This is a genomic window from Rahnella sp. CFA14(1/10), from assembly GCF_004195095.1.
GTDB lineage: Bacteria > Pseudomonadota > Gammaproteobacteria > Enterobacterales > Enterobacteriaceae > Rahnella > Rahnella perminowiae.
Genome location: NZ_SEWS01000009.1, coordinates 51,559 through 73,019 on the forward strand (window position 1 = coordinate 51,559; position 21,461 = coordinate 73,019).

Annotated in this window: 20 protein-coding genes; 8 read left to right on the forward strand and 12 right to left on the reverse strand. The window is 50.7% G+C overall.

Translation table 11 applies throughout. The annotated features are described in order from the left end of the window. Positions 1-57 precede the first annotated feature (57 nt). Complete coding sequence (locus EVX52_RS18050) at positions 58-1,485, reverse strand: bifunctional 2-methylcitrate dehydratase/aconitate hydratase (RefSeq protein WP_129991805.1); 1,428 nt, start codon at positions 1,483-1,485, stop codon at positions 58-60. Between the two features lie 471 nt (positions 1,486-1,956). Here EVX52_RS18050 and EVX52_RS18055 point away from each other — a divergent pair, with 471 nt between their 5' ends. Further along, positions 1,957-2,844 carry a LysR family transcriptional regulator gene (locus EVX52_RS18055; RefSeq protein WP_129955493.1) on the forward strand — a complete coding sequence of 296 codons (888 nt, stop codon included), beginning with the start codon at positions 1,957-1,959 and terminating at the stop codon, positions 2,842-2,844. Positions 2,845-3,018: 174 nt separating this feature from the next. On the opposite strand, the gene EVX52_RS18060 is transcribed toward EVX52_RS18055, so the two are convergent. From EVX52_RS18060 to EVX52_RS18105, 10 genes are all read right to left on the reverse strand, one after another. After that, a complete protein-coding gene (locus tag EVX52_RS18060) occupies positions 3,019-4,233 on the reverse strand; it encodes an acyltransferase (protein WP_129991806.1) in 1,215 nt (404 codons plus the stop codon). Positions 4,234-4,428: 195 nt separating this feature from the next. Then, positions 4,429-5,265 (reverse strand): MBL fold metallo-hydrolase, encoded by an 837-nt coding sequence (locus tag EVX52_RS18065; RefSeq protein WP_129991807.1) that lies wholly within the window; start codon positions 5,263-5,265, stop codon positions 4,429-4,431. Between the two features lie 10 nt (positions 5,266-5,275). Continuing rightward, entirely contained in the window at positions 5,276-5,602 is a 327-nt protein-coding gene (locus tag EVX52_RS18070) for a hypothetical protein (RefSeq protein ID WP_129955491.1), read from the reverse strand. Positions 5,603-5,647: 45 nt separating this feature from the next. Further along, on the reverse strand, positions 5,648-6,211 hold the full coding sequence (locus tag EVX52_RS18075) for a peptidylprolyl isomerase (RefSeq protein WP_129955490.1): 564 nt from the start codon (positions 6,209-6,211) through the stop codon (positions 5,648-5,650). A gap of 109 nt (positions 6,212-6,320) precedes the next feature. Continuing rightward, entirely contained in the window at positions 6,321-7,103 is a 783-nt protein-coding gene (locus tag EVX52_RS18080; RefSeq protein WP_129955489.1) for an alpha/beta fold hydrolase, read from the reverse strand. 324 nt (positions 7,104-7,427) lie between these two features. Beyond that, the gene (locus EVX52_RS18085) at positions 7,428-8,399 is read right to left on the reverse strand and encodes a chemotaxis protein (RefSeq protein WP_129955488.1); all 972 of its coding nucleotides are present in this window, start codon (positions 8,397-8,399) and stop codon (positions 7,428-7,430) included. A gap of 191 nt (positions 8,400-8,590) precedes the next feature. Further along, entirely contained in the window at positions 8,591-9,568 is a 978-nt protein-coding gene (locus EVX52_RS18090) for an oxidoreductase (RefSeq protein ID WP_129955487.1), read from the reverse strand. A gap of 89 nt (positions 9,569-9,657) precedes the next feature. Then, complete coding sequence (locus EVX52_RS18095; RefSeq protein ID WP_129955486.1) at positions 9,658-10,323, reverse strand: TetR/AcrR family transcriptional regulator; 666 nt, start codon at positions 10,321-10,323, stop codon at positions 9,658-9,660. A 172-nt stretch (positions 10,324-10,495) separates the two neighbouring features. Beyond that, entirely contained in the window at positions 10,496-11,833 is a 1,338-nt protein-coding gene (locus EVX52_RS18100) for an LLM class flavin-dependent oxidoreductase (protein WP_129955485.1), read from the reverse strand. Positions 11,834-11,842: 9 nt separating this feature from the next. Beyond that, the gene (locus EVX52_RS18105) at positions 11,843-12,829 is read right to left on the reverse strand and encodes an MsnO8 family LLM class oxidoreductase (RefSeq protein ID WP_129991808.1); all 987 of its coding nucleotides are present in this window, start codon (positions 12,827-12,829) and stop codon (positions 11,843-11,845) included. A 232-nt stretch (positions 12,830-13,061) separates the two neighbouring features. On the opposite strand from EVX52_RS18105, the gene EVX52_RS18110 reads away from it, so the two are divergent. The 7 genes from EVX52_RS18110 (at position 13,062) to EVX52_RS18140 (ending at position 19,184) form a co-directional block, all read left to right on the forward strand. Then, positions 13,062-14,255 (forward strand): amidohydrolase, encoded by a 1,194-nt coding sequence (locus EVX52_RS18110; RefSeq protein WP_129991809.1) that lies wholly within the window; start codon positions 13,062-13,064, stop codon positions 14,253-14,255. A 208-nt stretch (positions 14,256-14,463) separates the two neighbouring features. Beyond that, the gene (locus EVX52_RS18115; protein ID WP_205951635.1) at positions 14,464-15,393 is read left to right on the forward strand and encodes an ABC transporter substrate-binding protein; all 930 of its coding nucleotides are present in this window, start codon (positions 14,464-14,466) and stop codon (positions 15,391-15,393) included. Positions 15,394-15,408: 15 nt separating this feature from the next. Further along, a complete protein-coding gene (locus EVX52_RS18120) occupies positions 15,409-15,924 on the forward strand; it encodes a GNAT family N-acetyltransferase (RefSeq protein WP_129955482.1) in 516 nt (171 codons plus the stop codon). Between the two features lie 15 nt (positions 15,925-15,939). Next, entirely contained in the window at positions 15,940-16,854 is a 915-nt protein-coding gene (locus tag EVX52_RS18125; RefSeq protein WP_129955481.1) for an amino acid ABC transporter permease, read from the forward strand. A gap of 15 nt (positions 16,855-16,869) precedes the next feature. Next, on the forward strand, positions 16,870-17,715 hold the full coding sequence (locus tag EVX52_RS18130) for an amino acid ABC transporter ATP-binding protein (protein WP_235173987.1): 846 nt from the start codon (positions 16,870-16,872) through the stop codon (positions 17,713-17,715). Between the two features lie 379 nt (positions 17,716-18,094). Next, on the forward strand, positions 18,095-18,499 hold the full coding sequence (locus tag EVX52_RS18135; protein ID WP_129955681.1) for a CidA/LrgA family protein: 405 nt from the start codon (positions 18,095-18,097) through the stop codon (positions 18,497-18,499). Further along, on the forward strand, positions 18,492-19,184 hold the full coding sequence (locus tag EVX52_RS18140; RefSeq protein ID WP_129955680.1) for a CidB/LrgB family autolysis modulator: 693 nt from the start codon (positions 18,492-18,494) through the stop codon (positions 19,182-19,184). Before EVX52_RS18135 ends, EVX52_RS18140 begins: the two co-directional genes overlap by 8 nt. Positions 19,185-19,255: 71 nt before the next feature. Here the strand turns inward: EVX52_RS18140 and EVX52_RS18145 are convergent, their stop codons facing one another. After that, entirely contained in the window at positions 19,256-21,415 is a 2,160-nt protein-coding gene (locus EVX52_RS18145; protein WP_129991810.1) for a peptidase domain-containing ABC transporter, read from the reverse strand. Positions 21,416-21,461: the final 46 nt, after the last annotated feature.

The following is a 21,461-nucleotide window of genomic DNA, read 5'->3' on the forward strand; positions in this document are numbered from 1 at the left end:
TTTTTTCACTTCATCACCTCGCATTAAATGAATATAGGTAAGTGTTTTTGATGCGACCTAATCCCAGGAGAACATTTTCAGGAGGTCAGTGACGGACATAGCATCAAGCTTCGATGCCGAAATCAGGGTGTCGGCCAGAATACGGGACCGGTCACGCAGCGGACTCTGCGAAAGATTCTGATGGAATTTCGTCAGCAGTGCTTCGAAACACTCTTCACGGCGACGAACATGGCCCAGCGGATATTCAATGGTTTCAACGATTTCTTCGCTCATTCCATGGCACTTCACAAAGAGCGTATTAGGGATGGCGCGTTTATCCGGGTCGTAGTAGCTCCCGGTAAAGGAAGGACGTTCAGTGCAGGTAATTTTCAATCGCAGCGCATCAAGCTGAGGATCGCTGGCGAGCGGTTCGTGGAAATCCTTAATGGTCAGGTTTCCGGTCTGGAGGCCTACCGCAACCATGTACTGGAGACAGTGATCGCGATCGGCGGCGTTATTAAGCGGCCCTGATTTATCAATGATCTGCATCGCCGGTCGGGTTGTTTCGACCCGCACATACTCGATACTCTCAGGTGTAAACCCGGCGGCCAGTATCCGTTCCCGGAGGTTAATGGCCGCTTCGACAGCCGTCTGGGCATGGTACTCCGCAGGATTGGGGACTTTGAACAGGATATTCTTAATGACAAAATCTGACAGATTACGCGACAGATTGAAGGGTTTGCCTCTCAAAACAGCATCATTGAATCCCCACCGGCTGACCGTCAGCGCCGTCGGATATCCCATCTCGCCGGTTTGTGCGAACAATGCCAGCTGCAGACCACGCGCCGTCGCATCCCCGGCGGCCCATGATTTACGCGTCCCCGCATTGGGCGCATGCCGGTAGGTTCTGAGAGAATGACCGTCGATAATCGCGTTGGACAGCGCATTCAGGGCCTGGTCTTTTGACAGGCCCAGGAGCTGAGCTGAGGCAATGGCAGAAGCCACTTTAACCAACACGACATGGTCAATACCCAGCTCGTTGAAACAGTTCGACAGGCACAACACACCGTGGATCTCGTAGGCACGAATCATTGTATTCAGGACGGCGTTCATATCCGTGGGTGTCTGATTACCACCACGCAGACTGTGCCATGCCGCCGCTGCCAGAATAGCCCCCAGATTATCAGACGGGTGCCCCCACTCTTGCGCGAGCCAGGTATCATTGAACTCCAGCCAGCGAATCATCGAACCCAGATGAAAGGCCGCCTCTATCGGTCCCAGTCTGAGCCCGGTACCGGCAACCGGAACCCCCTCCCGGCTCTTGCTGAACTGAGCGCTGCCCATTAGCCTCATACAATCAAGGTCAGCAGAGGCGGCAATGGCGCAACCTATCGAATCCAACAGGCAAAAACGTGCCAGACGTAAAGTCTCATTATCAAAGGTTGCCTGCTCATAGGCGTAGTCAACCAGTTCAGTCATTACTTTATCAAACTCTGCGTGCGCCATATTTCACCCTCCGGAAACTAAAATGAATTTTCTTAAATACACCCAGCTGAGATTGGGTAATATATATATTCAAATAATAGAAATAGACAAGCAGTTGATTTATATGAAGTTACATGACTTCACTTCTAAAATCGTAATTGGCATGACAATAAAAGACCAGCGAATAAAATCGAGGCACTCATCGAAAGTATTGATACCCTGAAAAAATGCCTGTTGCGGATGACTGATTGTTCGGGGAAATGTGCATGAGTTACAGAGCAGAAAAATAAGCACAGTCTGTTGTTGTAATTCGTAATTCAGAATTAATGTCTGCCCGGAGGGTAATAATACTGACACGTCTCCTGAACTGGCCAGACAGAGCCTGTGGTGGTATCCCGGCGCGCGGGTGTTTAAAACATAGTGACAAAATCATTAATACAGAATATAAATAATTGTTGTGACGGTGAACTAATTTTTAGCATGAGGTCTCAAATGAAGCTAAGTGAACTTCTTGCGTTCGTGACAGTCGTGGAGACAGGGAACATAACCCAGGCAGCCGAGCGTCTGAATCGCGTGCAATCGAGTATTTCCCACCGGATCAGGAGCCTGGAGGATAATCTGGATGTCACCCTGTTAGACCGGAAAACTGATGGTTGCTCACTGACGGCACAAGGTCAGATACTTTATGACTACGCCCTTAAAATATTGAACCTGGCGGATGATTGTAAAAACAACCTTTCCCACTCCAAAAATAGCCAGCTGAATATACGTATTGGCATAATTGAATGTTTACCCCCCTATATTGTCAGCTCGCTCATCGATCTGGGGCATGATTTGGGCTGGAACATAGACATTTCGATAGGTAATACTCTCAGCTTACTCAATGCCTTTGACCAAAATGAATTCGATGCAGTAATAATCGGTGCGGGTTTTTCAAACACCCAGCATTCACGCTCAATATTACTCTCCAGCGAACTGGTTATTATTACCGAAAAAGATTACCCAACCATTAAAGACATCTCCAGCCTTGACGGCGAAGTTTTTTTGCTCAGCAGTAAAAAATGTGCAACCACGACCCGCAATTATAATACTCTTTTTAATGAAGGGAATATCACACCCAAACGGGTTGTGGAATGCGGATCATATCCCGTGCTGTTCTCCAGCATTGCCGCCGGTAAAGGCGTATCTTTAGTTTTACGCTGTTCGATCAGTGGCGAGGTACAAAATAAGATTAAAATTCACGAACTCAGTGGTCAGTTCAATGATTTCAAGATAGAGCTTGTTTATCGTACAGATTCACCTTATCTGGATAGCACAAAATTCCGGGGCATAATGACCTCACTTTTTCAGGATCCCCGGCTGCACAACATCGGCTATTAAGGCATCTGTTATTAAGGCATGGGTAGTAAGCCCTTAGGCGTTCCCCTTTTCAGTAAAACCCCTCATCAAATACAATCGGGAGAGCATATGACTGATATATGCTCTCCCATTCAGTAAGCAGACTTTCCCGACGCATCCTGTTCTGACAACGAAAGGAAGCATACTCTATTTACGTTATGCAGATTTACGCAGAACGACTAACGACCTGGTACGACATTTCTCCAGAATTAACTTCATCATGGGTACTTCAAAGTATTTATATAAAAAGGAGGCACAGGAGACAGATAACACTAGCGCAACGGCGATAAGTGCAATCCCTTCCGGCAAGCTAAACTTTCTTCCTGCCGTGAGGTTCAAAAAATAAAAAAGCACTAAAAAATGAACCATATAAAATGAATAAGATATCTCCCCTAACCATACAGACATTTTAGTGTTCAACCATGTATTTCGGTTTTTTAAATCATCACCCGCAATTGAAACGATTAACAAGCTAACGGGGATAATGAATACCACACTCATACTAAACTGGTATGGGATATACATAGATCCCAAGTAACTGGCGGCAAGCAGGGCAAACGAAGCCGTTTTCGACAGCACCAGCATGCGCCCGTGCATCATAAGCCGCGCTGCAAACATACCGGCCAGAAATTCAAATATGCGTGAGGGAGGAAAAATATATGAAACCCAAAAATGTTGCTGCGAAATCGGAAACGCCCCCATCATCTTATTCGGCTCAACCCACAGGTAAATGTACGTTTGAACCAACAAGGATCCTGCCGTTACAATCGTTAAACCGAGCAGATCGAATTTTTTAGGTATTGTCTTCATTACTCTAAAAAGATAAGGGAAAGAAAGATAAAACATCGCTTCTATACACAGAGACCAACTGGGTCTGTTACCCACAAAAAAATAATGCACATCATCAACCCAGGTATTCAGTAACAGAAGGTTTGATGACCATAATTTATATTGATATATGCTCATAGCACCAATAACGAACGCCACGGCCCAGGTCAGACAGTGCGTGGGATAAATCTTCGCAAAACGCCGCAGGTAAAAATCCCCCACGGTGTCGTTATCTTTTGCAGACCACACCATGATGAATCCGCTCAGTATGAAGAAATAAGAAACGCCAAGCCAACCCGCTTTGCCTACGATAACCGTAAAAATATGCTGTATGGTGGGATCTGAAAAGGGTGCGAGATCGCTGGGTAATGATGAGTGAAATAAAAAGACTAATAAAGCAGCCCAGAATCTGCTTCCGGTAAGCGATGGAAGTTTGGGCTGGGAGGGTAATTTCTCCGCCGTGACCGACTGACTCCCATCCTGTTCATTTACATCAGTGCGAATAGCATCAATATTTATTTCTCTGTTGATTGCAGGATTCATTTTGCTCCCCCCCGAGGATAGTATTTTAAACCTGAGAATTTATTCAGTAGCATAGCGACAATGTTACACAGTAAAAAAATTAATAACGGCAAAGCAACTTAAGCAGAGCCAGACAGGTTGCCCCATTTAATCGTTGCGCTGCCGGTCAGGAAATACATTATTTACAGAGCAGAATGTTCTGATAATAGCTTTTAATTAATTGAAACCGACGATCCCATATCCGGATTCACGTTTTTCAATATAACCGAATCCTTGCTCGCCAAAATGCATACCGCCGACAAGAATTCTTTCCGAGCTCACCTTCTCCAGCATGTGGGAACGGATCTCTGCCGCCATGTGAGGATCGTAGTCAAAGGCGATCGCAACTTCCGGTTTTAGCAGTTGAATATGGGGGAAATGAACAATGTCCCCCCAGATTAATACGCTACCTTTGCTACCTTCAATCCGGTAACCCGTATGCCCCGGCGTATGTCCCTTTAGCGGGATCGCAAAAACACCAGGAAATACCTCGCCATGATCGATGAGACGAAGATTTTTCTGATACTTTTTGAATATACTTCGCGCCAGCAGGAAATTACCTTTTACGCGGTCACTGACGGCTGCGAAATTCTCATCATCTTGCAGATAATTGAATTCATCGCTGTTTATCACCAGTTCAGCATTAACAAATACAGCGTCGCCTTCTGCGGTGAGCAATCCACCGATATGATCGGGATGGGCATGGGTGAGAAGTACAGCGTCAATATTGTCAGGTTGTATCCCCAACCGGTCCAGATTGGCAATCAGCCTGCCCCCCCATCCCTTAACTCCCCCTGCTCCGCTATCAATAAGAATATTTTTATCCTGCCGGCGGATTAAGAAGGTATTAATATGAACCGCATTGAGTTCACTGATTTTCGCACTGCGCTGAATGGTTTTGCACTCTTCCTCGTCCACATTTGAAAGCATCCCGAAGTCGACGTGCAGATAGCCATCGCTAACCGCAGTAACCGATATATCGCCGAGATCTCTTGTTGGAAAACTAACATTCATAATCTGTTCCTTAGTTCTTTGCATAAATATTACCTGCTTCAAAAGAGAAACAGCGAATTCTTGCTGTGACTCCTGTTTTCTCCTTAATTAATAAATCAACCTGATGCATGAATTCATCCAACACGGGCACGGTTCGGAAAACTTCCTGCCTTAGTTTTGCTTCAAAATAGACCGGCGTACCGAAACCTATCTCTGCGGTGAGGTAGCTGATGTGAATATTATTTTCTTTCGCTTTCAGAATCTCTTTGGCAAGACGGGTTAAGGTGGTTGAAAATTCAGCAAAAACCCCGGCATCTAACCGGTGACTGGCTGAGGTATAGAGAGTAATGCTGGGCATATGACATCGACTCCTTCGGCGAGTTATTTAGGCAGTCAGAGAGCCTTATACTGTTCTGACAGGGGATAATCGCATGCTTTTTATGACATCGGGATTAGCCACCGTGCCCGTGTCCGAAGCCCCCCGGCGGAGTTGATCAATTAACTCTATGCCACTCGTGACCTTCCCAAAAGCCGTGTAGTTCTGGTCTAAAAAACCTGCTCTGGCGGAGGTAATGAAAAACTGATGGCTGGCACTGTGCGGATACCGTGATCTGGCCATGCCGAGGGTACCGCGTTCAAAAGGCATGCGGTTAAACTCTGCGGCCAGCGCCGGTAATCTCCGGTAATCCAGACCAGGATCTTTTATCGGGTCACCCGTTTGTGCCATAAAACCTTCTATAACCCGGCTAAACGGCATGCCGTCATAAAATCTGGCCTCTACCAGCGATTTTATGCGTTCAACATGCCCGGGTGCCAAATCAGGAAATAAACGGATGCTCACTGTTCCATTCGCCAGTTGCATCTCGATAACATCCCTCTGTGCCATAACCCCTTTTAACGCAGCCGGAAGTATTACAGCACCTGCGCACAATCCCAGGCTTCCACCAATAAATAACCGACGATTCATAGGATTTACTCCGTTCGCGCTTCAGATTTTTTCATCATCTGCCCTGCAAAATTGACTCATTAACGACGCCCGTGCGCCCCTGACCCGCGCTGAATACCTGCTCCGGGTGTTAATGCGTATTCTTGTTCTCAATGAACGAGATGATTTCATCAGTGAGCGCTTCGGGTTGCTCAAAATTCGGTAAATGGGCTGCGCCGGGTATGATATGCAATGGGGCGTTGCGCTTTTCAGCCAGACGTTGCGCGTAGTCCTGGGGCGTAAGCTGATCTTCACTCCCTCTCACCACCACAGCCCTTACCCCCGGAATATCCATATCTGTCAGATCGGTATCAGCGATGGCGTAGGAACAACCTGCGAAAGCTTCAACCGTTGTCCGACGCAACATCTGCTTCAGGCCGTCTGCGTCTGGCGTATCGATAAATTTCGGTGTCACCCATTTACTTAAAATCCCCATCTCAAGGTGTTCAACACCGTGGTGAAAGACATCTTCAGCCCGTGCCCGCCAGAGCGAAGGCGGAGCGGCATTCACCAGTGCCGTATCGACAATAATCATTCCCTGTACTCGTTTGGGTATCTTGAATCCAATCCATTGCGCAATTGTTCCGCCGATTGAAACCCCGGCAACATAGAACTGATCGATTTGGAGATGATCGAGTGCCGCCACGACATCGTCGGCCAAATCTGCCATGGTAAATCGCAAAGAATCGACCGCGCTTAATCCGTGCCCGCGGATATCCAGGCGGATCACACGATAACGTTCCGTCAGACGCGGCATTTGCAAATCCCACAAGTGCAAATCCGTTCCCAAAGAATGCAGAAGTACCAACGCAGGCGCTTTTTCTGAACCCTGCACATCGACGTGCTGAGTTAATTTAAGTGGCCGGATAAACATTTAATACTCCCTATTCTTTTTCAGCTTCATGGAAATAAACATTCCCGTTACGATGGCAAACCTTAAACACGCTGCTAACGTTATTAATAGAACAATTGCTATCTTTGCTCTAATGGATAATTTCGATGCGACTATCGAAATTGTAGATACGAGGCGGATAATATTAATTTTGAAATGTGTAAGGACTTCGGGGCAGCTATTTCAATGGGTGTGCTTAAAGCCCGCGCGCGTAAAAATTTAAGCGGCGGTTTCTGATGATTAATTCTGTCCATAAAAAAACCCGCACAACGGGCGGGCTTTGGCAGTTACAGGCTCAGGAGCGGATTACACATGTGCGATTTTCTTCGCCTCCAGCGCTTTATGAATAGCCGCTTCCAGCTCGTTGATTTCGAACTTCGCCACATAACCGTCAGCACCCACTTTACGCACGTGATCTTCATTGGCGCTGCCGGATAAGGAGGAATGAATAATGACCGGGATATTTTTCAGGAATTCATCACGCTTGATATTGAGCGTCAGGGTAAAGCCATCCATTTCCGGCATTTCCAGATCCGTTAATACGAAGGAAATTTTATCGGCAATGGGCAGTCCCTGGGCTTTGCATTCTTCAGCCATTTTACGGATTTTATTCCAGGCTTCCAGACCGGTGACATGCATCTGCGCCGGGATTTCCATCATGTTAAGCCCTTTCTCCAGCATCTGACGGGCGACTTTAGAATCTTCGGCCACGATCGCCACCGTGCCCGGCTTGAGTTTAAATGCGCTGGTTTTCTTTTTATCCATGTCGATATTACTGTTCGGAATAATGTCATGGAGGATTTGTTCAACGTCGAGCACCAGCGCCAGACGGTTACTGGATTTATCGTTATCCAGACGCGCAATACTGGTGATGTTACGGCTTTTCACACCCGCCTCGGCAGCCAGCACCTGACTCCATTCAAGACGCACAATGTCATCAACGGATTCCACCGCAAACGCCTGGGTACTGCGTGCATATTCGGTGACCAGCAGAATGTTCAGGCCGGTTTTGGGCACACAACCGACCACAGCAGGCAGGTCGATGACCGGAATGATTTCGCCACGGATGTTGGCCATACCCATCATCGGGGAGGCCATACCCGCCGCTTTAGTCAGCGTGGGCATCGGCACGATTTCGCGCAATTTAAAGACGTTGATACCAAAAAGCTCAGATTGCTCGTCATCCGGCGATGTCCCCAGACGGAACAGCAAAAGCTCAAACCGGTTTGATGAAGTGAGATTGGTTCTCTCATCAATTTCTTTCTGAAAATTATCCATACTTTCCCCATGCCTGTCGTTATTCGTTTTTGATTGTGTTCGCGCGGTGCGTCATTCGGAAAATAAGGAATTCCATTCTCTTTGTTCTCAGAGGGACGTTCTTTTTATCGGCCGGTCAGGGGTAATTCTTTATAGCGGGGAAAAAATTGAAGTAAAGCACCCGGTATCACGAAAATACCGGGCAGGAACGGTCAGCCGCCGATTTTCACCAGCGTCCGGCCCTGGATTTTATTGTTCAGGAAATCGGCTGCAACAGCCGGAGCTTGTTCCAGCGTAATTTCCGTCGCAGCCTGCTGATAAAAATCGTCCGGCAGCGTATTCAGTAAACGCTCCCAGACGGCAGCGCGACGTTCAGCGGGAACTGAAACCGAATCCACCCCCTGCAAACGCACATTGCGCAGAATAAACGGCATCACGGTGGTCGGCAGGTTGAAGCCCCCCGCCAGACCGCAGGCCGCCACGCAGCCGCCGTAATTGGTTTGCGCCAGCAGTTTTGCCAGCACCTTGTCGCCGACGGTATCCACCGCGCCGGCCCAGAGTTGTTTTTCCAGCGGACGGGTTTCGGCAAAATCATCACGGGAGAGGATTTCGCCGGCACCCAGTTTACGCAGATAATCATGTGTAGATCCACGCCCCGTCACGGCCGCCACGGTGTAACCGAGCGTATGCAACAAGGCCACCGCCGTACTGCCGACGCCGCCGCTGGCACCGGTCACCACTACGGTGCCGCTTTCCGGTGTCACGCCCGCCTCTTCCAGCGCCATGACGCACAGCATGGCGGTAAACCCGGCGGTGCCGATGATCATGGCATTGCGCGCAGCCAGACCTTCCGGCAGGGCGACCAGCCAGTCACCTTTAACACAAGCCTGCTCAGCCAGACCGCCCCAGTGCGTTTCGCCGACGCCCCAGCCGGTCAGAATGACAGATTGTCCGACGGAGAAACGCGGGTCGTTGCTGCGGCTGACATGGCCGGCGAAATCAATACCCGGCACCATCGGAAACTGCCGGATGATTTTACCTTTACCGGTGATGGCCAGGGCATCTTTGTAATTCAGCCCTGACCAGCTGATATCCACCCGCACATCGCCTGCCGCCATATCCGGCAGCGCAATCTCTTTCACTTCGGCCAGCGTGGCCTTATCTTGTTGTTCCAGGACCAATGCTTTCATTTTCTTCCCTTTATATTTCAGGTGATTTGAGTTTTTTGTCGTGAGGTATGCGATGACTCACGTAATGATTGCAGGTGCTATTTTTAGATTCAGGATTGAACAGGTGACACAAGGGTATGACGGAAATACGCCCAGAACTGATCCAGCGGCCCGGCCGAGCGAAACAGTTTTGCCCGCATCACCGCCCCTTCCCAGCCGGACCAGAAAATCTGTGCCAGTGACGCGGTCGGCATGGTTGATACGATATCGCCCGCCTGACGGGCTTCTTCCAGGCAGAGGGCGATACGACTTTCCCAGTCATACAAAATCGTTTTGAGTTTCTGCAAAAAATCATCCGGCAGCTGCGGGGATTCCTGCAATAAATTACCGACCAGACAGCCACGCCTGAACTCAAACTTCGCCATTGCCTGACCGGCATGCGTCACAAATGCGTCAATGCGTTGCAGCGGTGACAATTCAGTGCTGAGCAGAAACTTGTCGAGTTTGTGGGCGAAAAAAGCGCCGTAAGCCGTCAGCACGGCCATGCCGAAATCCTGCTTATTTTTGAAATAGTGATAGAACGAGCCTTTCGGCACGGCGATGTTTTTGATCACCGCCTCGATGCCTGCCGACAGGTAACCCGTTTCTGTGATCACTTCCAGCCCCGAACGGATAAGGGCTTCGCGCGTATCCTCAAACTCCCGGGCCGTTCTCGGCGGACGTCCGCGGCGCGGTTTGAGTGGCACCTCAGGTACAGGGGAAAACGCACTACACATGATTTAGACCGATCGTTTTTTAATTGCGAAAAGCCTACGCCTAATTTTTTATGCCGGCAAGCCTGCCGCGGTTGCCGAACCGTAAAAACCTGCCCGTCCGTCAGCCCTGCAAAGCAAAAAGCCCGCTCGGGGCTACCGTGGCGGGCCTGGGAAAAACCTTAGTATGTTGTAACTATTTTTCGCTCACTGTTTCACGCCGGGTTTCATGCACGCTGTAACGGTTGGCCGGGAACGGAATATTCAGACGCTCGCGCAGCGTCGGAGCCTGTGAGGGATGCCAGTAACCCCGCGCTTCCAGCACCGGCAATACCAGACGGGTAATGTCATCCAGCGCTTCGGTCAGTACCGGCCCGCTGATGATAAATCCGCTGGCACCGCCCTCTTCCACCCAGCGGATCAGACGGTCGGCGACCTGTTCCGGCGTGCCAAAGAATTCACCACGCGGCAAGGTGGTCTGATACGCGATTTCCCGCAACGTCAGGTTTTCCTCACGCGCCAGTTTCTTGATACTGTCGGTGGTGGAGCGGAAGGTGTTTTGCCCTAAATCACCCAGTTCAGGGAACGGGCCGTCCGGCGGATACTGGCTGAAATCATGGTGATCGAAGAATCGTCCGAGATAGGCCAGCGCATCGTCGAGAGACAACAGTGACAACAGATATTGATATTTGGCCTCAGCTTCCTCTTCAGTTCTGCCGACAACCGGGCTGATCCCCGGGAAAATACCCACCGGATGGCGGCCATTTTTGCTGACCTGTTCCTGTAATTTTGCCGCATACTCCTGCGCTTCTTCCAGCGTACGGGCGTTAGTGAAAACGGCATCGGCAGATTTACCGGCCAGTGCGATACCGGCATCCGACGCGCCGGCCTGGAAAATCACCGGCTGACCTTGTGGCGAACGCTGAATATTCAGCGGGCCTTCCACCGAGAAAAACTGCCCCTGATGATTCAGTCTATGCAGCTTCGCCGCGTCGAAAAACACACCGCTTTCACGGTCGCGCACAAAAGCGTCGTCTTCCCATGAGTCCCACAGCCCCTGCACAACGCTGATATATTCTTCCGCAATCTGGTAGCGCAGCGCATGTTCAGGATGATCTTTACCGAAGTTTTTCGCCGAACCGGCCAGCGGTGAGGTCACCACGTTCCAGCCCGCCCGCCCCTGACTGATATTGTCTATCGAAGCCAACTGACGTGCGACGGTAAACGGATCGCTGTACGAGGTCGAAATAGTCCCCGCCAGCCCGATGCTGTGGGTCGCGGAGGCCAGCGCTGACAGCAAGGCCACCGGTTCGAAACGGTTGAGGAAATGGGGCAGCGATTTTTCGTTAATGTGCAGGCCGTCGGCCACGAACAGGAAATCAAAACCGGCTGCTTCCGCACGCAGGGCTAAATCACGGAAATACGGGAAATTGACACTGGCATCTGCCGGCGCTTTTTCGTGACGCCACGAGTTCATATGCCCCCCGGCACCGTGCAACATCAGACCCAGCTTGATACTTTTTGATTGGCTCATGAAATCTCCTTACCGCTGGCCAGCCAGCAATTCGATGGACTTCAGCCGCGCACCGGCTTCAGTCAGTGGAGTGTGAATGACAAATTCGTTCACGCACAGGCGGCGCTGAATATCGCGCAGTTGCTGATGGATGTCGCCGGGTGTGCCGTGCAGTATGCTGATTTGCTGCTGTTCGATATGGTATTGCGTCGCGCCGGACTGGCGCACAAAGGCTTCAGCCTGTTCGCGGGAACCGACCGTGACGTGCCGGTCGCCCACCGTGACACGAAAATTATGTCGCCCGGCCACCCGCTCAGCAGCCTGCTCCCGGGTTTCCGCCGCCAGCGCAGCCAGACTGACCAGCGCCTGCCCTTGTCCGGCCGAATATTCATGGAAAGCCAGCACGGATTCTGTCATCACCTCAGCGGAAGCATTGATAAAACCGGCGAAGACAAAGTTCCAGCCCAGCGACGCCGCCAGACGGGCGCTCTCTTTGCTGGCACCGAGTAAAAACCGCTGCGGTGCAACCGGCGGACGCGGCAACGCACGGGCTTCAGTGCCCGCCAGATGGTCATCCAGATGGGTCAGATAATGCGTCAGTTGTTGTAACTGGGCGGGGAAACCGGGAGCTGATTCAGCCGGGGCATGGGCGCGCAACGCTTTGGTCGACAGCGGTAAACCGCCGGGCGCTTTGCCGATGCCGATATCCACACGATCCGGCGCCAGCGATGATAAAAGATGAAAATTCTCCGCCACTTTATACGGACTATAATGTTGCAGCATCACCCCGCCTGAACCTATCCGCAGCCGGGAGGTATGTGCCAGCAACCAGGCGATCAGCACTTCCGGCGAGCTGCCCGCCAGTTTTTCAGTATCGTGGTGTTCCGACACCCATAAGCGGTGATAGCCCAGCTTTTCTGCTGCCAGCGCAAAATTCAGCGTCGCGTCTAGCGCCTGCGCAGCCGTCTGCCCGTCGTTGATCGGGCTTTGATCTAATAAACTCAGTCGGTAATTCACCTGCGCATCCCTTTTTATCCGTTGTGATAAAAAAGAGTTCCACGAAATAAGGTTAAAGCTAAATAATAAAATCACGTTTCTATAGTCAGTATTTTGCTATGCAGGCCACTGTGCAAAACGACTATAAATTATAGCGACTGAGTATTTCGTTATTCCCGCTGGCCTGACTAGCATGAAATGAATGGCTCCATCTGTTTAACTCTCTCTGTTCAGACAATAAGGTTATTTCGCCATGAGCATTTCACTTGCACAAGAAACACAAAATATTTCATCCGGCACCCCGTCCGGATTATCCGGATTAGAAGAAAAACTCATCGCTTACCGTCGTGAATTACACCAGCATCCTGAATTATCCAATCAGGAGTTTGTGACAACACAAAAGATTACCCAATGGCTGAATGCCGCCGGGATCCGCATTTTATCGCTCGGGCTGAAAACCGGCGTTGTGGCTGAAATCGGGCCGGAACAGGGACCCGTTGTGGCCCTGCGCGGGGACATTGATGCCCTGCCGATTGAAGAAGCCTCCGGCGTGACGTTCAGTTCGCAGCAACCCGGTGTAATGCACGCCTGTGGCCACGATTTCCATACCTCAGTTATCCTCGGTGCGGCATATTTGCTCAAGGCGCGTGAACAGACCTTACCCGGACGCGTACGGCTGTTTTTCCAGCCCGCTGAGGAACGCTTTGGCGGTGCATCGCAGCTGATTAAAGCCGGTGCGCTGGAAAACGTTGATGCGATTTTTGGCCTCCATAATGCGCCTGAACTGCCGGTCGGTACCTTCGCGACCAAAGGGGGAGCATTCTATGCCAACGTGGATCGCTTTCAGATAACCGTGACCGGTAAAGGCGCACACGCCGCACATCCGGAAGAAGGCACCGACAGCATTGTCACCGCCAGCCATATCGTGACCGCGCTGCAAACGGTGGTCAGCCGCAACGTCAGCGCACAGGACGCGGCGGTGGTCAGCGTCACCCGCATTGAAGGCGGCAATACCTGGAACGTCTTACCCCAAACCGTCGAACTGGAAGGCACGGTGCGCACCTACAGCAGCGAGATCCGCGAATACCTTCCGCAGCGCATCCGCAAAGTCATCACCGGCGTAGCCGATGCGCTGGGCGCGCAGGCGGAATTGCACTGGTATGCCGGGCCACCGGCGGTGGTGAATACGCCGCGCTGGGCAGAGTTTGCTTTACAGGCCGCCGCAGAATTTGGCTATGACGCGCAGGTGGCGCAGGCACAAATGGGCGGAGAAGATTTTGCTTTTTATCTGCATCATGTGCCGGGTGCGTTTGTCAGCATCGGCTCTGCCAGTCACTTCGGCTTGCATCATCCGCAATTTAACCCGGATGAATCGGCTATTTACCCGGCCGCAAATTATTTCCAGCAACTGGCGGAAAAAGCGCTGGTGGAATTAGCCGGAGAGTAACCATTTCATTCCTGATTTTATTTTCTCACGCCCGGATATTCCGGGCATTTTCCGTGGAAAATTTCCGTCGCGAGGCATTTCTATTTTATCTCTTTGATTATTTAATTTTGTTCTTTTACATCCCGGCAACACTCGGGAATAGTGAAAACGTCACCTCACGGTTCTCACTCCATAAAATAAGATTGCAGGATAAAAAATAATAATGATGATGAAGCATAGCGCAACCCTTACAGCGACCGCCATCGCGGCAATATTAAGTTTTTCATCAGCCGCATACGCCGCACCGGGTATTGATCTGGTTGCCAATGAAACGCCGGTAAATACACCCAAAAGCCCGGAGGCTGTGGCGAAAATCCCGGCCAATTTTAAGTTTGTTGAACCGGGCACGCTGACCGTTGCACTGGCCGTGCTCGGCAGCGCACCGCCGTTCGGGCTGTACGCCCGTGATAATAAAACTGTGATCGGCAGCGAGGCGGATATTGCCCGTCTGGTCGCCGACGGTTTAGGCCTGAAACTTAAAGTGGTTCCGGCTTCCTGGGAGGACTGGCCGCTGGGCGTGACTTCCGGCAAATACGATGCGGCAATCTACAACATCACGGTCACCAAAGATCGCAAAACCAAATTTGATTTCGCTACTTACCGCGAAGATACCCTCGGTTTTTATGTGAAAAGTGACAGCAAAATCACCTCCATTAAATCCGCACCCGATATCGCCGGTAAACGCATTATTGTCGGCTCAGGCACCAATCAGGAAGCCGTGTTGCTGGCATGGGACAAAGAGAATCAGGCCAAAGGCTTACCGGCGCTGAAACCGCTGTATGTCACCGATGACGCTGCCGCGACGCTGGCGATCCAGTCCGGCCGGGCTGACGCGACGTTCGGCCCGAACGTGACCGGCGCGTATAAATCCCTGCTGACCGGCAAAACCAAACTGGTCGGCACCGTGCCTGGCGGCTGGCCGAAGACTGCCAATATCGCCGTCACGCTGAAAAAAGGGAATGGTCTGGTGGATGCCGTACAGGCGTCGCTGAACAGCGCCATTGCCAGCGGGGCTTACATCAAAGTGCTGGATCGCTGGGGTGAAAGCGTCGAGAAGATCGATCACTCTGAAATTAACCCGCCGGGACTGGGCGACTGATCAGGAGCAGAAACGATGAGCGAAGATATTTTCATTCAGACCGTGCCGGAAGACCCGCTGATTGCACCGGTCATCGACGGATTATTCGGTGAATACCGTGAACGCTACGGCGATTTCTTTTCGAGCCAGCCGCCGGAAGATGACAGTGTTTTTTCCGCCCCCGATGGTGCCTTCATTGTTCTGCTGAGAAACGGCGAGCCCGTTGCGATGGGCGCGTATAAACGCTACGACGAACAGACCGCCGAGCTAAAACGCATCTGGACGCACCGCGCGCTGCGCCGTCAGGGACTGGCGCAAAAAATCCTGCATGAACTGGAACGGCGTGCTGCCGCGTATGGTTACCGGCGGGTCTTTCTGACCACCGGATTCCGCCAGCCTGAAGCGGTCGGATTGTATCTGTCACACGGTTACCAGCCGCAATTCGATACCCGTCTCGACCCGGAAGTCTATTCCCGGCCGCCGTATGACGGGCGACTGCCGTTTACCAAAACACTGAAAGCGCAGGTGCCGGTCACCTCATCTGCGACATAACGACAAGGGAACTCCATGAGCGAAAATACCCCTTCAACTGTGAATCATCCGCCGCTGAAAGTGGTACCGGCGCGCTATCCGTGGCGACTGGCCGGTGCGGTATTTTCGGCATTTATTCTCTTAGGTATCATCCAGTCAATCGCCACGAATTCCCGCTGGGAATGGGGCGTATTTCGCCAGTGGTTTTTTGATCCGGTGATCTTGTCCGGGCTTGGAAAAACCCTGTTGCTGACACTGCTGGGCACGCTGTTCGGCGTGATTTTCGGCACCGCACTGGCCCTCGCCCGTCTGTCTAAATCTTATTTGCTCAATGCGCTGGCCTGGGGGTATATCTGGCTGTTCCGTTCATTGCCGCTGCTGCTGGTGCTGATCATTCTCTACAACTTTTCCTATCTCTACGACAACCTTTCGCTCGGCATTCCGTTCACCACGGTTTCCTTTTTCAGCACCCCGACGGTTAATTTGCTGGATCAGTTTTCCGTCGCCGTGCTAGGCCTTTCCCTGGTGCAATCAGCCTATACCGCAGAGATCATTCGTGGCGGGATTTTGGGCGTAGAACACGGCCAGCACGAAGCCGCCGCCGCGCTGGGATTACCGGCCTACCGCCGCACATTTCGCATTATTTTGCCGCAGGCTTTGCGTTCAATTCTGCCAACCGGTTTTAACGAAGTGATCAGCCTGGCGAAAGGCACATCGATTGTTTACGTCCTGTCGATGCCGGAACTGTTTTACACCGTGCAGGTGATTTACAACCGCACGCAACAGGTGATCCCGTTGCTGATGGTCGCTACCGTCTGGTATCTGCTGATCACCACCGTGCTGTCGGTTTTACAGTATTACGTCGAACGTTATTTCTCCCGCGGCACTGTGCGCCAGGTCGCTCCAACCCCCTTGCAGCGCCTGCGTCAGTGGCGCGTCGCCCGTTCTTAATAAAGGGAAAGCACTATGTCTGAAGCCTTTGATTTATTCGTTAACCGCCCAAGGGAAGCCCCGGTTGAACAGCTGTTCCCGCGCAAACCTCAGGCAGCCACCGTCGGGCGTATAGAGATCAATAATCTGAGCAAGTACTACGGCGCGCACAAAGCGCTGGATAACGTCAGTCTGAGCATTGAACCCGGCACCGTGACCGTGATCCTCGGCCCGTCCGGTTCGGGAAAATCGACACTGTTGCGCACGATTAATCATCTTGAGCGCGTCGACGAAGGTTTTATTCAGATCGATGGTGACTACATTGGTTACCGCCGCAAAGGCGATACACTGTATGAGCTGAAAGAGCGCGCCATCCTCAGGCAACGCAGACACGTCGGTTATGTATTCCAGAATTTCAATTTATTCCCGCATATGACGGTGCTGGATAACATCATCGAAGCGCCGGTAGTTCACGGCCTGATGAGTCGCAAAGACGCCATCATCCGCGCCGGTGAACTGCTCGACACCGTCGGCCTGCGTGAGAAAGCCCACGCCTGGCCGCGTCATTTGTCCGGCGGACAGCAACAACGTATCGCCATTGCCCGCGCGCTGGCGCTGAATCCTAAAGTCATGCTGTTTGATGAACCGACATCGGCGCTCGACCCTGAACTGGTCGGCGAAGTGCTGGATGTAATTAAGAAACTGGCGCAATCAGGCGTAACACTGGTGGTCGTTACTCATGAAATCGGCTTCGCGCGCCAGGTCGCGGATCAGGTGGTATTTATGGTCGATGGTCGCGTCGTTGAAAGCGGCGCTGCCGAACAGGTGCTGGAACGGCCGGTTCACGCCAGAACCCAGGCTTTCCTGGAGAAGGTGCTTTAGCTGCCACACACATGTGACAAAGGTTTTGCTTTACTCCTTCCCCGGCAAACACTGCGCGATTTTGTTTTTGCTCCTTCCCCTCTCACGAAGGGAAGGAGTGTGGGTTTGATGGCAACTCATACAATTACACCACCATTAATACCCCACCCCAACCCTCCCTTTCGCAGGGGAGGGAGCTTTGCGGCTGTCGCTGTAGCGCGCCAAACAAATCGTGACACATTGTCATGTGAAATTAGATCGCGAATTGTCCCCCCTATTTTCCCCGTTTACCAAACGTCATTTTGGAATACACTTCATTCCTAAATTTCATACTTCGTTTTGTGGCACAGATCACATCTTAATTGTATGATGAATACATTATTCAACTGGGTGAAACACCATGGGCACCTCAATCTCTCTGGCATTCCAATATATCCGGGCGTTTATTCTGATTTATCTCTGTTTATTCGCCGGGAATGCGATTTCATCTCTGTTACCGCTCACCATTCCCGGCAGCATCATCGGCATGCTGATCCTGTTTGGTCTGCTTTCCACACAAATTTTGCCGTTCAAATGGGTTAAACCGGGCTGCAATATTCTGATCCGCTATATGGCGTTGCTGTTCGTGCCTATCGGGGTCGGGGTCATGAATTATTATGCGCAACTGCGCACGCAGTTCGGGCCGCTGGTGGTGTCATGCCTGGTCAGTACCCTGGTGGTGTTGCTGGTTGTCGCCTATTGCTCCCACTATATCCATGGGGAACGCGGTGTGGTGACGGATAAAGGGGAGGATAAAAATGATTGATATTTTGTGGTCGCTGCCGCTGACGCTGGTGGTTTTTTTCGCCACCCGCAAATTAGCCACCAGGCTTAAAATGCCCCTGCTCAACCCGTTGCTGATGTCGATGGTGGTGATTATTCCGCTGTTGCTGATCACCCATATCCCTTACGCACGTTATTTCGCAGGCAGCAAGATCCTCAATGACCTGCTGCAACCCGCTGTCGTGGCGCTGGCTTTCCCGCTGTACGAACAGCTGCATCAGATCCGTGCCCGCTGGAAATCCATCATCAGCATCTGCTTTATCGGCAGTGTGGTAGCGATGGTGACGGGGACCGCGATTGCATTATGGATGGGTGCAACGCCAGAAATTGCCGCATCGGTATTACCGAAATCGGTCACCACACCGATTGCAATGGCCACCGCGCAGTCGATTAATGGCATTCCGGCCATCAGCGCCGTATGCGTGATTTTCGTCGGGATCCTCGGCGCGGTCTTTGGACACACGCTGTTGAATATTCTGAAGATCACCACCAAGGCCTCACGCGGACTGGCGATGGGCACCGCATCACATGCACTGGGCACCGCCCGTTGTGCAGAAATGGATTATCAGGAAGGCGCATTCAGCTCACTGGCGCTGGTGATTTGCGGGATTATTACTTCCCTGCTCGCACCTTTTCTGTTCCCCGTATTACTGGTCATATTTGGCTAAACAGTTTGGCGGCGGCTGTGTTTGCCCCTGTAAAATAAAATGCCCTGCCCGCAAGCAAGCAGGGCATTTTATTAACCTTCGTTCTTATCAGGTACGGGATTTCCCCCGGCAGCAGGCACACTGATGCGCACCGGCCGGGCTTTTTTAACCTCAGCGTTCGCCACCGGTGCCAGTAGCTTGTCAGGGCTACAATCGCGGATAACCTTTCCGTTCTTCATCACCAGTACACGATCAAAATACTTCAGCAGGTAACGTCGGTGAGTGACCATTAACAGCGTTTTTCCCGCAACAAAATGCTCCAGATTGTCAAAAATTCGCTGTTCCGTTTGTTCATCCAGACAGGACGTCGGTTCATCCCACAAAAAAACTTTCGCATCACTGCTCAGGCTGCGTGCCAGCAGTAATTGCTGATTTTGTCCTGATGAAAGATTCTTCGCCATAAAGCTGATGGGATAACGTAATCCCATCGGATGTTGCAGCACGAAATTACAGTTTGTCACGCCCAGCGCCTGCACGGTTTTCTTACGATCTTCACCGCTCTTTAGGGCGAAGTTACTTTCCACCGATCCTGTAAATAACGCATCGTGAGTGGTGATAACACTGATGAAACGCGAGAAAAAATGCTGGGCAAGATGCCGGGTGTTGTAACCGTCGTACATGACGCTGCCTTGTAAAGGCATACTGAATCCTGAAAGCAGTGAGATCAGCGAACTTTTGCCTGAACCGCATTCCCCGATAATGGCGACCCGCTGTCCGGCAGGAATATCCAGGGTAATGTTTTCAAGTATCACCGGCAGCTGAGGATCATACTGGTAGCTGGCCCCTTTCAGGGAAATATGCCCTTCACAATGTGAGAGTGATTGTAAGACCTCACGGGGGGCTGTATTTTCAGGGACAAACATTTTCAGCAGATCGGTGATGGTTTTATTAGTGGTAAATATCGATAATAAAGTCGATGAAAAACCTGAAATAATACCCGACATACGCCCCGAAACGATGACGGAAGAAACAATCGCACCCGTGGTGATTTCCCCTTTCGTCACCAGGAAGAAGGCAAACAACATGAGCAGGATCTGGTTAAGGCTTGAGAGTGTAGATAACGCAGACTGATAATAAACGTTTACTTTGCGGATCTGTAAACTGAGCCAGGACTGCTGATCGGCATTATTAACCCAGTCCCGCATCAGGTTCCGGTTATTCAATGTGTGGATCATTCTTAATGCATAGAGTGTTTCCGTAATGAACATATTCCGGTTACTTTGGCCTTCTTTCACACGTTCCATCAGGACATTGGTGTAGCGGAAATTAACATAAGCCAGCCCCAGTGAAATCAGCATAATTGTGATCGGAATTAACACCAACAGCCCCAGGTTGATATAGATAACTATCACAAAGACAATAAATAAAGGTGCATCGGCCACGCGCTGAAAAACCGAGTTAAGTAGCACAGGTTTTATTTTTTGAAATTCAGTCCATAGAACAAATGCTGAAGACATAGACGTGTTTTTTTTATCGCCGTAAAGCAGCGCCTCGAGAAAGGAAACATCGATATCAATATCTTCCCTGCGGGAAACTATCGACTGATAAATGTCACGCGAGGATTTGAGCAGAAACTCAAAGATAATGAACACCAGCACGATGCCTGCCACTCCGAAGAGAGATGCGTTCGATGAGCCTGGCACGAGTTTGTCATAATAGAGATTACTGAAAACAGGAATTGTCAGCGCAAACATCGCCATAAACAATGAGGAGATAAAATATTTTGAGTAAAATATTTTATTATTTTTAAGGCCATTTTTTAAAATCTGGCTGATGCGAATGGAATCAACCACCTCACTGATCGGCTGCAATGAGAACGCCGACATCTGCTGGAGTGCAGAACGTTCTATTTCAATCTGTCCAATATCATTTTGCATATTGACCAGTTTAAGTTTGTTATCGATACAACCAACACAAATGAGCCACTGCATTTCAGCCGTCAGCAGCAAAAGCGGCATGCTTTCATTAAGCAAATCATCTGGCTGGCTAAATTGCACTGCAGAAACTGACAACCCTAATGAAAGGAAATAATTTTTAATTTGTGTGTCATGTTCAACATCATTTTTATGATATTCGGTCAGTGATATTTCTTTATCACCTTCTCTTATTTCAATTTTAGCGCCATAGTTTCGCGCAATATACGTTAATGCACCGGACAGCCCTAAATCATACTGTTCAAATTCAGCTTTCATGGTTTGTTACTCAAAAAACCTCTGCTGTACCCACAGCAGAGGCATG

Excerpts from the sequence above, each read along its gene's own strand:
- EVX52_RS18050 (WP_129991805.1), bottom strand. The coding sequence starts at position 1,485 with ATGGCGCACGCAGAGTTTGATAAAGTAATGACTGAACTGGTTGACTAC.
- EVX52_RS18055 (WP_129955493.1), top strand. The coding sequence starts at position 1,957 with ATGAAGCTAAGTGAACTTCTTGCGTTCGTGACAGTCGTGGAGACAGGG.
- EVX52_RS18060 (WP_129991806.1), bottom strand. The coding sequence starts at position 4,233 with ATGAATCCTGCAATCAACAGAGAAATAAATATTGATGCTATTCGCACT.
- EVX52_RS18065 (WP_129991807.1), bottom strand. The coding sequence starts at position 5,265 with ATGAATGTTAGTTTTCCAACAAGAGATCTCGGCGATATATCGGTTACT.
- EVX52_RS18070 (WP_129955491.1), bottom strand. The coding sequence starts at position 5,602 with ATGCCCAGCATTACTCTCTATACCTCAGCCAGTCACCGGTTAGATGCC.
- EVX52_RS18075 (WP_129955490.1), bottom strand. The coding sequence starts at position 6,211 with ATGAATCGTCGGTTATTTATTGGTGGAAGCCTGGGATTGTGCGCAGGT.
- EVX52_RS18080 (WP_129955489.1), bottom strand. The coding sequence starts at position 7,103 with ATGTTTATCCGGCCACTTAAATTAACTCAGCACGTCGATGTGCAGGGT.
- EVX52_RS18085 (WP_129955488.1), bottom strand. The coding sequence starts at position 8,399 with ATGGATAATTTTCAGAAAGAAATTGATGAGAGAACCAATCTCACTTCA.
- EVX52_RS18090 (WP_129955487.1), bottom strand. The coding sequence starts at position 9,568 with ATGAAAGCATTGGTCCTGGAACAACAAGATAAGGCCACGCTGGCCGAA.
- EVX52_RS18095 (WP_129955486.1), bottom strand. The coding sequence starts at position 10,323 with ATGTGTAGTGCGTTTTCCCCTGTACCTGAGGTGCCACTCAAACCGCGC.
- EVX52_RS18100 (WP_129955485.1), bottom strand. The coding sequence starts at position 11,833 with ATGAGCCAATCAAAAAGTATCAAGCTGGGTCTGATGTTGCACGGTGCC.
- EVX52_RS18110 (WP_129991809.1), top strand. The coding sequence starts at position 13,062 with ATGAGCATTTCACTTGCACAAGAAACACAAAATATTTCATCCGGCACC.
- EVX52_RS18115 (WP_205951635.1), top strand. The coding sequence starts at position 14,464 with ATGAAGCATAGCGCAACCCTTACAGCGACCGCCATCGCGGCAATATTA.
- EVX52_RS18120 (WP_129955482.1), top strand. The coding sequence starts at position 15,409 with ATGAGCGAAGATATTTTCATTCAGACCGTGCCGGAAGACCCGCTGATT.
- EVX52_RS18125 (WP_129955481.1), top strand. The coding sequence starts at position 15,940 with ATGAGCGAAAATACCCCTTCAACTGTGAATCATCCGCCGCTGAAAGTG.
- EVX52_RS18130 (WP_235173987.1), top strand. The coding sequence starts at position 16,870 with ATGTCTGAAGCCTTTGATTTATTCGTTAACCGCCCAAGGGAAGCCCCG.
- EVX52_RS18135 (WP_129955681.1), top strand. The coding sequence starts at position 18,095 with ATGGGCACCTCAATCTCTCTGGCATTCCAATATATCCGGGCGTTTATT.
- EVX52_RS18140 (WP_129955680.1), top strand. The coding sequence starts at position 18,492 with ATGATTGATATTTTGTGGTCGCTGCCGCTGACGCTGGTGGTTTTTTTC.
- EVX52_RS18145 (WP_129991810.1), bottom strand. The coding sequence starts at position 21,415 with ATGAAAGCTGAATTTGAACAGTATGATTTAGGGCTGTCCGGTGCATTA.